Here is a 12196-nt window from a genome sequence, read left to right on the forward strand (position 1 = left end):
TCATGGCCACCGCCGCCGCAGCCCACGGTCACGACGACCACGTCCACAAGCCGGGCTTCTTCACCCGCTGGTTCCTGTCCACCAATCACAAGGACATCGGCACCCTGTACCTGATCTTCGCCATCATGGCGGGGATCGTCGGCGGCGCCCTGTCGGGCCTGATCCGCTGGGAACTGGCCCACCCGGGCATGCAGATCTTCGCCGAGAACTCCTCGATCAGCCTGCTGGGCCTCGTGGAGCAGACCAAGCACGGTTACAACGTGACCGTCACGGCCCACGCCCTGATCATGATCTTCTTCATGGTCATGCCGGCCATGATCGGCGGCTTCGGCAACTGGTTCGTGCCGATCATGATCGGCGCGCCGGACATGGCCTTCCCGCGCATGAACAACATCTCGTTCTGGCTGCTGGTCGCGGCCTGGGTGCTGCTGTGCCTGTCGATGTTCGTCGACGGCGGCCCGGGCCAGGGCTTCGGCGGCGGCTGGACCATCTATCCGCCGCTCTCGACCGCCGGCCACACCGGCCCGGCCATGGACCTGGCGATCTTCTCGCTGCACGTGGCGGGCGCCAGCTCGATCCTCGGCGCGATCAACTTCATCACCACCATCTTCAACATGCGCGCGCCGGGCATGACCCTGCACCGCATGCCGTTGTTCGCGTGGTCGGTGCTGATCACCGCCTTCCTGCTGCTGCTGTCGCTGCCGGTCCTGGCCGGCGCCATCACCATGCTGCTGACCGACCGCAACTTCGGCACGTCGTTCTTCGATCCGACCGGCGGCGGCGACCCGGTGATGTTCCAGCACCTGTTCTGGTTCTTCGGGCACCCGGAGGTCTACATCCTGATCCTGCCGGGCTTCGGCATGATCTCGCACATCGTCTCGACCTTCAGCCGCAAGCCCGTGTTCGGCTACCTCGCCATGGCCTACGCCATGGTGGCGATCGGCTTCATCGGCTTCATCGTGTGGGCGCACCACATGTACACGGTCGGCATGACGGTGAACCTCCGCGCCTACTTCGTGGCGGCCACCATGATCATCGCCGTGCCCACGGGCGTGAAGATCTTCAGCTGGATCGCCACGATGTGGGGCGGCTCCATCGACTTCAAGACGCCCATGCTGTGGGCGATGGGCTTCATCTTCCTGTTCACCGTCGGCGGCGTGACCGGCGTTGTGCTGTCGAACGCCGGCATCGACTACAGCCTCCACGACACCTACTACGTCGTGGCGCACTTCCACTACGTGCTGTCGCTGGGCGCGGTGTTCGCCATCTTCGCGGGCTTCTACTACTGGTTCGAGAAGATGTTCGGCGTGAAGTACAACGAGTTCCTCGGCGCCGCGCACTTCTGGATCATGTTCGTGGGCGTGAACCTGGTGTTCTTCCCGCAGCACTTCCTCGGCCTGCAGGGCATGCCGCGCCGCTACGTCGACTATCCGGAGGCCTACAGCCTGTGGAACTACGTCTCGTCGATCGGTTACGCCATCACCGCCGTCGGCGTGGTCGTGTTCCTGATCATGCTGGTCGAGGCCGCGGTGCGTCGCCGCAAGGGCGTGCCGAACCCGTGGGGCGAGGGCGCGACGACGCTGGAATGGACCCTGTCCAGCCCGCCGCCGCACCACCAGTTCAACGAACTGCCGGTCATCAAGCCGACCGAGCATCACTGATCCCGTCCCTGCGGACATGATTGAGACCAAGGGAGGGGCCGCCTCGCCGATCCGGCGGGGCGGCCCCGAACCGTTATGACCCAAGCCGAAACGCCGCCGTCCGACATGCCCGAGCGCCCGACCCTGTCGACGGCGCAGCCGGAGGAGTGGTTCCAGCTGCTGAAGCCGCGCGTGATGTCGCTGGTGGTGTTCACGGCCCTGACGGGCCTGTTCGCGGCGCCGGGCGATCCGCGTCTGTGGGAGGGGCTGATCGCGGTGCTGTGCATCGCCGTGGGCGCGGGCGCGGCCGGGGCGCTGAACATGGCGCTGGAAAGCGAGACCGACGCCCTGATGCGCCGAACCCGCGGACGTCCGACGGCCTCGGGCCGCGTCCGCAAGAACGACGCCCTGGCCTTCGGGGCGGTGTTGAGCCTGTTCTCCGTGACCCTGCTCGGCATGAACGCGAACTGGTTCGCCGCCGGCCTGCTGGCCCTGACGATCGCCTACTACGCCGGCCTCTACACGCTCGTGCTGAAGCGCCGCACGCCCCAGAACATCGTCATCGGCGGAGCCGCCGGCGCCTTTCCGCCGGTGATCGGCTGGGCCGCCGCGACCGGAGACGCGCCCTGGCAGGCGTGGCTGATGTTCCTGATCATCTTCCTGTGGACCCCGCCGCACAGCTGGGCGCTCGCCCTCTATTCGGCCGGCGACTACGCCCGCGCGGGCATCCCCATGATGCCGGTGGCGAAGGGAGCCAGGTCCACGCGCCTGCAGGTGTGGCTGTATTCGCTGATCCTCGTGCCCGTCGCGATCCTGCCGGCCTTCGTCGGCCTGGGCGGGCGCGGCTATCTGGCCGTGTCGGTCGCGGGCGGCGCCCTGTTCCTGCTGCTGGCCTGGCGGCTGTTCCGCAGCCGGGCCGGCGATCAGCCCGACAAGGCGGAGGCCGTGGGGCGAGAGGCCGCATTGTACGACGTCCGCGCCGAGGCCAAACCGGCGCGCAACCTGTTCGCCTATTCGATCCTGTGGCTGACGGCCCTGTTCGCCGCCCTTCTGATCGAACACCTGCCCGCCGCCGGCCTGGAGTGCCCCACATGCGTCTGACCGATCAGGAACTGGCCGCCCGCAAGCGCCGCAACCTGTGGATCGCCGGCGGCCTGGTCGCCTTCATGGCTCTGGTCTTCCTGACCACCTTCCTGCGCATGCAGCGCAACATGGAGGAGGCCCGGGCCGCGCGCGCCGGCGTGGTGGCTGAGGCCGCCCGGTGAGGAAGGATCACGCGATCGCCCTGGCCTGCGCCGGAGCCGTCATGCTGATGACCGGCGCCGCCTTCGCCGCCGTGCCGCTGTACGATCTGTTCTGCCGCGTGACCGGGTTCGACGGCACCACCATGCGGGCCGACAAACCCTCCGACGTCGTGCTCGACGACACCGTGATGGTGCGCTTCGACACCAACGTCCGGGACCTGCCGCTGACCTTCAGGGCGCGTCAGGTGCGCCAGCAGCTGCGGATCGGGGAGACCGGCATGGCGTGGTTCGACGTCACCAACACCTCGGACCGGCCGGTCGGGGCGACCGCCAGCTACAACGTCGTTCCCGAGAAGGCCGGCCCGTATTTCCAGAAGCTGCAGTGCTTCTGCTTCGAGGGGCAGGTGATCGCCCCCGGCGCTACCGTCGCCTTCCCGGTGCAGTATTTCATCGCCCCTGAACTGGCCACCGACCGCGACGGACGTGGCGTGCGCGAGATCACCCTCAGCTACACCTTCTGGCCGACGAAGGACTTCGATCCCGCGGCCGTCGGGTGAGGTCTGGCGTCCCCGCGAGGCGGGCGCTATAGCCACCCCGAACCTCCGTTTCCGCTAGAGACGAACAGACGCCCATGGCCGACGCCCACGCCGCTCCGCACCACGACTACCACCTGGTCGACCCCAGCCCGTGGCCGCTGGTCGCCTCCATCGCCGTGACGGTGATGATGGTCGGCGCCGTGGCGTGGATGAAGGGGCTGTTCGGCCTGCCGGAAGGCACGTCGTGGCTGTTCTTCGCCGGCTTCGCGGGCGTGCTGTACTCGATGTTCGGCTGGTGGTCGGACGTGATCAAGGAGAGCCGTCGCGGCGATCACACCCCCGTGGTGTCGATCGGCCTGCGCTACGGCATGGTGCTGTTCATCGCCTCGGAGGTGATGTTCTTCGCCGCCTTCTTCTGGATGTTCTTCGAGATGGCGATCTTCAACGAGGCTCGCGGCGCCATTCCGCAGGTGGGCCTGTGGGCCGACACCGCGTCGGCCTGGGCCAACACCGACGGCAGCATGGTCTGGCCGCCGCGCGGCGTCGAGACGCTGGACCCGTGGGCCCTGCCGCTCCTGAACACCGTCATCCTGCTGCTGTCCGGCACCACGGTCACCTGGGCGCACCACGCCCTGCAGGTGGGCGACCGCAAGGCCGCCAGGCTGGGTCTGCTGATCACCGTCCTGCTGGGCGTGCTGTTCACGTCCGTTCAGGGCTACGAGTACTACCACATCATCCACGAGAACCTGTTCTTCAACGAGGAAGCGGCCAACTCCGGCCTCTATGGCTCGATCTTCTTCATGGCGACCGGCTTCCACGGTTTCCACGTGCTGATCGGGACCCTGTTCCTGACCGTCTGCCTGCTGCGCCTGCTGGCCGGTCAGCTGAGCCCCGAAAAGCATTTCGGCTTCGAGGCGGCGGCCTGGTACTGGCACTTCGTGGACGTGGTCTGGCTGTTCCTGTTCGCCTTCGTCTACGTCACCTTCGGGTGAGCCGAAGTCCCGCAGGGATGGAAATTCAGCCGGCGCGGATCGACCCGATCCGCGCCGGTCTGCTTTGTCGCTGCCCCAACTGCGGGCGCGGGCCGCTGTACGAGGGCTTCCTGAAGGTCGTCGATCGCTGCAGGGCCTGCGGGTTCGACTTCACGCGCCTGAACACCGGCGACGGCGCGGCGGTGTTCATCATCCAGATCGTCGGCTTCCCCGTGGTGTTCGGGGCGCTGGCCGTCGAGATCGCCCTTGCGCCGCCGATGTGGCTGCACCTGCTGGTCTGGCCGCCGCTGGCGGTGATCGGCTCGCTGGCCCTGATGCGGCCCGGCAAGGGCGTCATGATCGCCCTGCAGATGCGCAACCGGGCGGCGGAGGCCCGCAATGGCGACTGAGCGCGGGCGGTTCCCTTGGGTGCTGACGGTCGTCTGCGGGACGGCGCTGGCGCTGCTGATCGGGCTGGGCGCGTGGCAGGTGCGCAGACTGGCATGGAAGGAGTCGCTGATCGCGCAGGCGGCGGCGGCTGCGGCGGCGCCGCCGGCGCCGCTGGGCGAGGTCCTCGACGGGGGCGATGACCCGGAATTCCGCCGCGTCATCGCGACCTGCTCCCGACTTTCCGGCGCGCCGTCCGTGGAGCTGCAGTCGATCCAGGACGGCGAGGCGGGCGTGCGTCTCGTTTCGCTGTGCCGGTTCGACGCGACCACGCCGCCCATTCTGATCGATCGGGGCTTCGTCGCCGAAACCGTCTCCGCGCGCCCCGGCCCGCTGCCCGACGACAGCCGTCGCAACGTCCCGGTTCTGGCCCAGCTGCGGCGCGTGCCGCCTCCCGGCCCCCTGGCGCCCGCGCCGCAAGGCGGCCGCTTCTTCGCCCGCGACGTCCCGGCGATGGGCAGGGCCCTGGGTGCCGCCGAGGTCCAGCCCATGGTCCTGTTCGCCCTCGCCAGCACCGATCCCGACTGGAAGGCGCTGCGGCCCTCTGCGCCGCCGGCGGCCTTCTCCAACAACCACCTCGGCTATGCGCTCACGTGGTTCGGACTGGCGATCGCGTTGACGGGCTTCTATGTGGCCCTGCTCCGCCGCCGCCTGAGAAAGTCCGCCTCCTGACCGACCTGCACACCCTGCCCAACGGCGTTCGCGTCGTGGCCGACCCCATGCCCGGGCTCAAGACCTTCGCCCTGACCGTCACCGTCGACGGCGGCTCGCGGTGGGAGACGCCCTCGCGCGCCGGCTGGTCCCATTTCCTCGAACATCTGGTGTTCAAGGGCGCGGGCGAGATGGACTCTCGTGAGATCGTCGAACGCATCGAGCGCGAGGGCGGCCACATCAACGCCGCCACGGGCCACGAGCGAACGGCCTTCGAGGTGCGCGGGCTGGAGGGCTCGTTGGCCATGGCTTTGCAGGTCGTGTCCGACCTCGTCCTGCGGCCGACGCTGGATGCCGACGAGATCGAGCGCGAGAAGGACGTCGTGGCGCAGGAGATCGCCGAGGCTTTCGACACGCCGGACGACCACGTCTTCGAGATGGCGCAGCAGATGGCCTATCCGGGGCAGGCCCTGGGCCGGCCGATCCTGGGCTCGGTGCGGGCCTTGAAGCCCGCCGTGCGCGAGACGGTCGAGGCGTGGCGCGCGGGCCTGTATGCGCAGGACCGGATGGTGGTGGCCGTTTCCGGCGCCGTCGACGCGGCGCGGCTGACGGAGGCCGTCGAATTTCGCTTCGGCGCCCCCCCGTCGGCGGCGCGCACGCCTCTCCCCGCCCCCGCGACGTTCGCGGGCGGCCATGCGGTCCTCAAGCGGCGCATCGAACAGGCCAACGTCGTCTTCCTGACGCCCGCCTGCGGCACCTCCGACCCGGCGTTTCCGGCCACCCGGCTTCTCGCTGAAATCCTCGGCGGCGGCATGGCGTCCCGCCTGTTTCAGAAGGCGCGCGAGGAGCTGGGGCTGGCCTACGCCGTCGACGCCTGGTTCGACGCCTATGCCGAAACCGGCCTGCTGGGCATCTACGCCGGCTGCGCGCCCGAGCGGGCCGCGGCGCTGGCGCAGGTCTGCGCCCGCGAACTGGCGGATCTGGCGACGAACGGGCCCACGGCCGACGAACTGGCGCGCGCCAAGGCGGTGCTGGCCGGCGGTTTGCTGATGTCGGACGAAAGCCCGGCGTCGCGCGCCGGACGCGCCGCCGCCCAGACGCTGATCTTCGGCGCGCCGATCCCTACGGACGTCGCCGTGGCGCGGCTGCGGGCGCAGACGATCGACGACGTGCGGTCGGCGGCGCGGGCGGCCGTCGCGGGTGCGGCGGCGACCGCCGTTCTGGGGCCGGTCGGGGCGCACGGCGCGGGGCGCGTCTTCGCCGAGGCCCTGGACTGAGGTTGCCGATCCGGCATCTCGCGCGTTAGCTGTGGGGCATGGCCCTTCTGGACTGGATCGGCGAACGCACCGCACCGGCGCTCAGCGCGCATGGCGTGCTTCTGCGCAGCCCCCGTCTGACCGACTATTCGGCCTGGGCCACGCTGCGCGACGAATCCCGCGACTACCTGACCCCGTGGGAGCCGACCTGGCCCGAGGACGACCTGACGCGCACGGCCTACCGCCGGCGTCTGTCCATCTACGCCCGCGAGCAGGAGCAGGGCCACGCCTGGCCCATGTTCGTCTTCGCCGAGGACGGCCTGGTCGGCGCCATCACCCTGTCGAACGTGCGCCGGGGCGTCGCCGAGACGGGCACGCTGGGCTACTGGATCGGCCGCCGCTTCGCAGGACGGGGGTTCGCCACGGCGGCGGTGCGCGCCATGGTGGATCACGCCTTCGTCGACCTGGGTCTGCACCGGGTCGAAGCGGCCTGCCTGCCGACCAACCACGCCTCGCGCCGGGTGCTGGAAAAGGCCGGGTTCGAGGCCGAAGGCCGCGCCCGCGCTTATCTCAAAATTAACGGCGAATGGGCAGATCATCTGCTGTTCGGCAGGGTCCGCGACGAGGCGTGCTGACGCCCCCGCCGCCCGCCGCTTGAGGGGAGCGCCCGGGCGCGTGCAGACAGGCTCCAGAGCGCTCGCATGGGACGCCACCACGGCGATCGAGGCCCTCGCCGGCGCCGAGGCGGCGCTGTGGGAGTGGACGCCCGCCTCCGACCGACTCCGCTTCACGGGCGCGACCGGCGCACTCGGCCTCGGCGCGCTGGCGCCCGAATGCTCGGGCGCGGCCTTCGTCGCCCTGACCCTGCCGCAGGACCGGGCTCTCGCCGAGCGCCTGCTGAAGCCGCGCGAGGAGGGCGAGGAGATCGTCCTGCGGCTGCGGATGCGCGACGGTCAGCTGTGCCTGTGGCGCGGGGTCTGGCTGGAAGACGGTCTTCGCGCCGCGGGTCTGGTGGCGTCTGACGTGAAGTTCGCCGGGTCCGACCGTGATCCCCTCACCGGCCTGCTGGACCGCCGGGCCTTCGTGGCCCGTCTGGGCGAGGCCCTGCTGCGGCCGGGTCCGGTCGAAGTGGTCGTCGCCGACGTCGACCGTCTGCGCCGGCTGAACGAGGCGCTCGGCCACGAGCGGGCCGACATGGTGCTGTCGGCACTCGGGTCCCGGCTCGCGGCCGCCTTCCCACCCGACGCGGCGCCCGCCCGCATCGGCGAGGACGAGTTCGCGGTCGTCGTCCGCGGTGCGGGGGCCCCGGCCTCGCGCCTGCGCGAGGCGCTGGAGCAGCCGCTGCGGCTGGCGGGTCTCGACATCTATCCGACGGTGTCCATCGGCGCCGTCGACGCCGAGGGCGGCCCGGACGCGCCGGATCCGTCCGAGCTGCTGCGCCGGGTCGAGCTGGCCGTGGAACAGGCCAAGACGGCGGGCCGCGGCGGCGCCGCCGCCTATGGCCGGGCGCTGGAAAGCGACAGCCTCAGCCGGCTGGCCATGGAGGCGGACCTGCGCAACGCCTTCCTGCGCGGAGAGATCGAGCCGTTCTTCCAGCCGATCGTGAACCTGGCCACCGGCGCGGTCGCGGGCTTCGAGGCGCTGGCGCGCTGGCGGCATCCGACGCGCGGCCTGGTCCCGCCCGACGAGTTTCTGGGTCTGGCCGACGAGATGGGCCTGATGAACGACCTCGGCCTGCTGATGATGAGCCGGGCCTCGCGTCAGCTGTCGGACTGGCTGCGCCGCCATCCGCAGGCCGGCGACCTGTTCTGCAGCGTCAATCTTTCGGTCGGCGAGATCGAGCGTCCCAATCTGGTCGAGGACGTGTCGCGCATCATCACCGACCATGGCCTGCCCAAGGGCGCGCTGAAGCTCGAGGTGACCGAGGGCGACATCATGCGCGACACCGCCCGGGCCGCCGAGGTTCTGGCCCGGCTGAAGGCCGCCGGCGCGTCGCTGGCCCTGGACGACTTCGGGACCGGCTTCTCGTCGCTGACCTGGCTGGCCAAGCTGCCCTTCGACACCCTGAAGATCGACCGCTGGTTCGTCCTGACCATGGACAAGGACGAGGGCTCGGCCAAGATCGTGAAGTCGGTCGTGGCGCTGGGCCGTGATCTGGCGCTGGAGGTCGTGGCCGAGGGGGTGGAGAACGCCGGGCTGGCGCGCCGCCTGATCGACGCCCAGTGCCACTATGGACAGGGCTTCGGCTACGCCCCCGCTCTGCCGGCGCAGGAGGCCGAGGTCTACCTGAACGAGTCGCTGGCCGACGGGGCGGCGCCGCTGAAGCAGCGCAGCGCCTAGGCCCGTCCCGACTGGCCGGACAGGGTGCCCGCCTCGGAAACCCCGACCTGCCGCAGCGCCCGCGACCACTTCGATGCATGGTCGAGGTCGAAGATGATGTCCTGTTCCGCCTCTGCGACCAGCCAGACGTTTTCGGCAAGCTCGCTTTCCAGCTGGCCCTCGTCCCAGCCCGCATATCCCAGCGCCAGCACGGCGCGCCGCGGCCCCGCGACGGCGTCCCCCATGGCGACGAGGGCGTCGCGCGTGGCGGTCATGGCCAGCCCCTCGCCGAACGGCAGGCTGGAGTCCGCCGACAGCCAGTCGTCGGAATGGATGACGAAGCCGCGCTCGCGGTCCACCGGCCCGCCCACCAGCACGGGCCGGGCCTTCGGCGTTTCGGACGGCGGCAGATCGAGGCGTTTCAGGACCTCCGCCACGTCGACGCCCGGGGCCGGCGCGTCCAGCCGCACGCCCATGGCGTGTTCGTCGTCATGCGAGCAGACGAGGATGACGGCGTGCTCGAAGCGGGGATCGCCGATGCCGGGCATGGCCACCAGAAGGCGGCCGGCGAGGGATGTGGCTCCGTCCATGGGCCTGATGATCGGGTCCCGGGCCGCGCCGCGCAAGGGGCGGGTTGGCGAGGGGCGGGCGAGGGCCTATCTGGCCAGCATCCGTTCACCCGAACCTTCCGGAGCCTGCCCCGTGACCATCCAGATCGGCGACCGCATCCCCTCGGCGACCCTGTCGCAGGCCACCTCGGAAGGACCGAAGCCGGTCACGACGGACGACTTCTTCAAGGGCCGGACCGTCGCCCTGTTCGCCGTGCCGGGCGCCTTCACGCCGACGTGCTCGGCGCGCCATCTGCCGGGCTTCACCGACAAGCGCGAGGAGCTGAAGGGCAAGGGCGTCGACGCCGTCGCCTGCGTCTCCGTCAACGACGCCTTCGTGATGCGTGCCTGGGGCGACAGCCAGGGGGTCGGCGACGACGACGTCGTCATGCTGGCCGACGGCAACGGGGACTTCACCCGCGCGCTCGGCCTGTCGCTGGACGCCAAGGGCTTCGGCATGGGCGAGCGCTCGCAGCGCTATTCCATGATCGTGCGCGACGGCGTGGTGGATCAGCTGAACGTCGAGCAGGGCGGCGAATTCCGCGTCAGCTCGGCCGAGCACCTGCTGACGCAGCTCTAGGTCAGGCGGCGACGACCTCGGCCGGGGCCTCCGCCTCGGCCGGAAGCCCCGCGAGCACGTGCTGCACCGCGCCCAGCAGGGCGGGCGGCGTGATCGGCTTGGGCACGAAGTAGGACATGCCGGCGCCCAGACAGGCGTCGATGTCTTCCGGACGGGTGTCGGCGGTGACGGCGATGACGGGCACGCCGGCATTCGGACCGCCCGAGGCGCGCAGGCGACGCGTGGTTTCCCGACCGTCCAGCTCCGGCATGCGGACGTCCATGAAGATCATGTCGAACTCGCCCTGCTCGCAGGCGCGCAGGGCCGCCATGCCGTCCTCGGCCGTGGTCACCTCCACGCCCAGCGGGGCCAGGATCAGCTGAACGGCGCGACGGTTGATGTCGTGATCGTCGACGACCAGAACCCGCATCGCCCGGCCGTCCTCATCCGCAGGCTCGTCGGCCGAAGCCTCCGGTTCCGGCGCGATCGGCGCAGCGGGGACCGGAGCTGTAGCGGCGACAGGCGTCGCCTGCGGAGCCGGCGCGGGGGCGCCCAGCGCCTGCGCCACGACCCGCCGCCCGGTCTCGTCCGGGGCGGCCGCCGCCAGCACGTCGGACGTCGCCGGGGCGAAGGTCACGGCGACCGTGAAGGCGGCGCCCTCGCCGGGGCGGCTGCGCACCGTCAGGCGTCCGCCCATCAGGCCGACCAGTTCACGGCTGATCGCGAGCCCCAGCCCCGTGCCGCCATGACGGGCCTGAACTCCGTCCGCCGTCTGGTCAAAGGGGGTGAACAGGCGGGTCACTTGCTCCGCGGTCATGCCGGGACCGGTGTCGACGATCTCGAACACCACCGCGTGCGTTCCGCCATCCTCCTCCCACGCCGCAAGGCGCAGGGTGACGGAGCCGCTCTGGGTGAATTTGACGGCGTTGGAGATCAGGTTGTTCAGGATCTGACGCAGCCGCATCGGGTCGCCCCGCACGGCGCGCGGCAGCGAGGCGGCGCCTTCCAGCCGCAGGCGCAGGCCCTTGGCGCGCACGGGCTGCTGCCAGAGCTGCAGCGTCTGGCAGGTCAGGGCCCGCAGATCGAAGTCGACCAGGTCGACCGTCATGCGGCCGGCCTCGAGTTTGGCGTGGTCCAGCAGGTCGTCCAGCAGGGCCTTCATCATCAGGCCCGCGTCGGCGATCAGCCGGGCCTGACTTCGCGAGGCGCCGTCGGCGGTGGCGCGCTCGATCTCCATGGCGCCGCTCATGATGGCGCCGATCGGCGTGCGCAGATCGTGGCCGACCGCGGCCAGGAAGGCCGAGCGGCTGTTCATGGCCGATTCCGCCTCTTCGCGCTTGCGGTCCGCGTCCAGTCGGGCCGCCGCCTCGGACGTCCGGGCGCGCTCCATCTGACGCCAGATGGACAGGCAGTAGGTGATGAACACGGCGATGCCGGTGGCCACGGCCGTGCAGAAGGCCGGCGGCGCGCCCCAGGCCAGCATGAAGAAGGGCGTGGCGGCCAGGTAGAGGAACTGCGGCGCGATCGAGAGCCCGAGCACGAGGTTGGAGCGCGGCGCGTTGACCACGGCGTAGATGGCCCCGGACGACAGCAGCATGGCGGCGCAGATGCCGCCCATGGGCCCGCCCGTGAACCACAGCGCCACCGACAGACTGCCGAAATAGAGGGCGTTCCCGACCAGCATGGCGTTGGCCGCCAGCATGCGGACCGGGCCCATGCGGTCGACCTGACCCGCGTTGACGGGGCCGAAGATCCACAGGTCCAGCAGCTGGACGACGAAATAGCCCGCCACCCACAGGGCGGCGAAATCCCACGTCAGGACGGGGCTGAAGACGAAGGCGGCGGCGGCGCCCATGCCCAGCCGCTGCAGCAGCGCCTTGCGGCGCTGACGCACGGCCGTGGCCCAGGGGCTGGCGTCGCTCGTGTTCGGCATGCGGTCTCCCCGTGGAAGCGCGGACTTCCGGT

General features: G+C 70.6%; 13 protein-coding genes. 11 read left to right on the forward strand and 2 right to left on the reverse strand.

The genetic code is table 11. From position 1 onward, the window contains the following. The first annotated feature begins 2 nt into the window (after positions 1-2). From ctaD to VGR32_RS02750, 10 genes are all read left to right on the forward strand, one after another. Positions 3-1661, forward strand: coding sequence for a cytochrome c oxidase subunit I (ctaD, locus tag VGR32_RS02705; RefSeq protein WP_327447787.1), 1659 nt, complete (start codon positions 3-5; stop codon positions 1659-1661). Positions 1662-1736: 75 nt separating this feature from the next. Beyond that, the gene (locus VGR32_RS02710; RefSeq protein WP_327447789.1) at positions 1737-2741 is read left to right on the forward strand and encodes a heme o synthase; all 1005 of its coding nucleotides are present in this window, start codon (positions 1737-1739) and stop codon (positions 2739-2741) included. Continuing rightward, entirely contained in the window at positions 2732-2905 is a 174-nt protein-coding gene (locus VGR32_RS02715; protein WP_327447791.1) for a hypothetical protein, read from the forward strand. Before VGR32_RS02710 ends, VGR32_RS02715 begins: the two co-directional genes overlap by 10 nt. Further along, positions 2902-3441: a cytochrome c oxidase assembly protein gene (locus VGR32_RS02720; RefSeq protein ID WP_327447793.1), complete on the forward strand. Its 540-nt coding sequence runs from the start codon at positions 2902-2904 to the stop codon at positions 3439-3441. The genes VGR32_RS02715 and VGR32_RS02720 overlap by 4 nt, the downstream gene beginning before the upstream one ends. Before the next feature lie 74 nt (positions 3442-3515). Beyond that, entirely contained in the window at positions 3516-4412 is an 897-nt protein-coding gene (locus VGR32_RS02725; RefSeq protein WP_327447795.1) for a cytochrome c oxidase subunit 3, read from the forward strand. A gap of 17 nt (positions 4413-4429) precedes the next feature. Continuing rightward, positions 4430-4801, forward strand: coding sequence for a DUF983 domain-containing protein (locus VGR32_RS02730; RefSeq protein WP_327447797.1), 372 nt, complete (start codon positions 4430-4432; stop codon positions 4799-4801). Continuing rightward, on the forward strand, positions 4791-5510 hold the full coding sequence (locus VGR32_RS02735; RefSeq protein ID WP_327447799.1) for an SURF1 family protein: 720 nt from the start codon (positions 4791-4793) through the stop codon (positions 5508-5510). Before VGR32_RS02730 ends, VGR32_RS02735 begins: the two co-directional genes overlap by 11 nt. Before the next feature lie 35 nt (positions 5511-5545). Continuing rightward, positions 5546-6766: a pitrilysin family protein gene (locus VGR32_RS02740; RefSeq protein ID WP_327447801.1), complete on the forward strand. Its 1221-nt coding sequence runs from the start codon at positions 5546-5548 to the stop codon at positions 6764-6766. Between the two features lie 38 nt (positions 6767-6804). Continuing rightward, positions 6805-7380: a GNAT family protein gene (locus tag VGR32_RS02745; protein ID WP_327447803.1), complete on the forward strand. Its 576-nt coding sequence runs from the start codon at positions 6805-6807 to the stop codon at positions 7378-7380. 40 nt (positions 7381-7420) lie between these two features. Next, the gene (locus VGR32_RS02750; protein ID WP_327447805.1) at positions 7421-9085 is read left to right on the forward strand and encodes a bifunctional diguanylate cyclase/phosphodiesterase; all 1665 of its coding nucleotides are present in this window, start codon (positions 7421-7423) and stop codon (positions 9083-9085) included. On the opposite strand, the gene VGR32_RS02755 is transcribed toward VGR32_RS02750, so the two are convergent. Then, on the reverse strand, positions 9082-9654 hold the full coding sequence (locus VGR32_RS02755; protein WP_327447807.1) for a YqgE/AlgH family protein: 573 nt from the start codon (positions 9652-9654) through the stop codon (positions 9082-9084). The two genes, VGR32_RS02750 and VGR32_RS02755, sit on opposite strands and share 4 nt — an antisense overlap. Positions 9655-9766: 112 nt before the next feature. Between VGR32_RS02755 and VGR32_RS02760 the strand changes: the two genes are divergently transcribed. After that, positions 9767-10252, forward strand: a complete 486-nt coding sequence (locus tag VGR32_RS02760) for a peroxiredoxin (RefSeq protein WP_327447809.1) — start codon at positions 9767-9769, stop codon at positions 10250-10252. Position 10253: 1 nt separating this feature from the next. Here the strand turns inward: VGR32_RS02760 and VGR32_RS02765 are convergent, their stop codons facing one another. Continuing rightward, entirely contained in the window at positions 10254-12164 is a 1911-nt protein-coding gene (locus tag VGR32_RS02765) for an ATP-binding protein (RefSeq protein WP_327447811.1), read from the reverse strand. Positions 12165-12196: the final 32 nt, after the last annotated feature.

The organism is Brevundimonas sp., assembly GCF_035935935.1.
In the GTDB taxonomy this organism is placed as follows: domain Bacteria; phylum Pseudomonadota; class Alphaproteobacteria; order Caulobacterales; family Caulobacteraceae; genus Brevundimonas.

What these genes read in the sequence shown, in the direction of transcription:
- ctaD (WP_327447787.1), top strand. Translation starts at nt 3, where the DNA reads ATGGCCACCGCCGCCGCAGCCCACGGTCACGACGACCACGTCCACAAG.
- VGR32_RS02710 (WP_327447789.1), top strand. Translation starts at nt 1,737, where the DNA reads ATGACCCAAGCCGAAACGCCGCCGTCCGACATGCCCGAGCGCCCGACC.
- VGR32_RS02715 (WP_327447791.1), top strand. Translation starts at nt 2,732, where the DNA reads ATGCGTCTGACCGATCAGGAACTGGCCGCCCGCAAGCGCCGCAACCTG.
- VGR32_RS02725 (WP_327447795.1), top strand. Translation starts at nt 3,516, where the DNA reads ATGGCCGACGCCCACGCCGCTCCGCACCACGACTACCACCTGGTCGAC.
- VGR32_RS02730 (WP_327447797.1), top strand. Translation starts at nt 4,430, where the DNA reads ATGGAAATTCAGCCGGCGCGGATCGACCCGATCCGCGCCGGTCTGCTT.
- VGR32_RS02735 (WP_327447799.1), top strand. Translation starts at nt 4,791, where the DNA reads ATGGCGACTGAGCGCGGGCGGTTCCCTTGGGTGCTGACGGTCGTCTGC.
- VGR32_RS02745 (WP_327447803.1), top strand. Translation starts at nt 6,805, where the DNA reads ATGGCCCTTCTGGACTGGATCGGCGAACGCACCGCACCGGCGCTCAGC.
- VGR32_RS02755 (WP_327447807.1), bottom strand. Translation starts at nt 9,654, where the DNA reads ATGGACGGAGCCACATCCCTCGCCGGCCGCCTTCTGGTGGCCATGCCC.
- VGR32_RS02765 (WP_327447811.1), bottom strand. Translation starts at nt 12,164, where the DNA reads ATGCCGAACACGAGCGACGCCAGCCCCTGGGCCACGGCCGTGCGTCAG.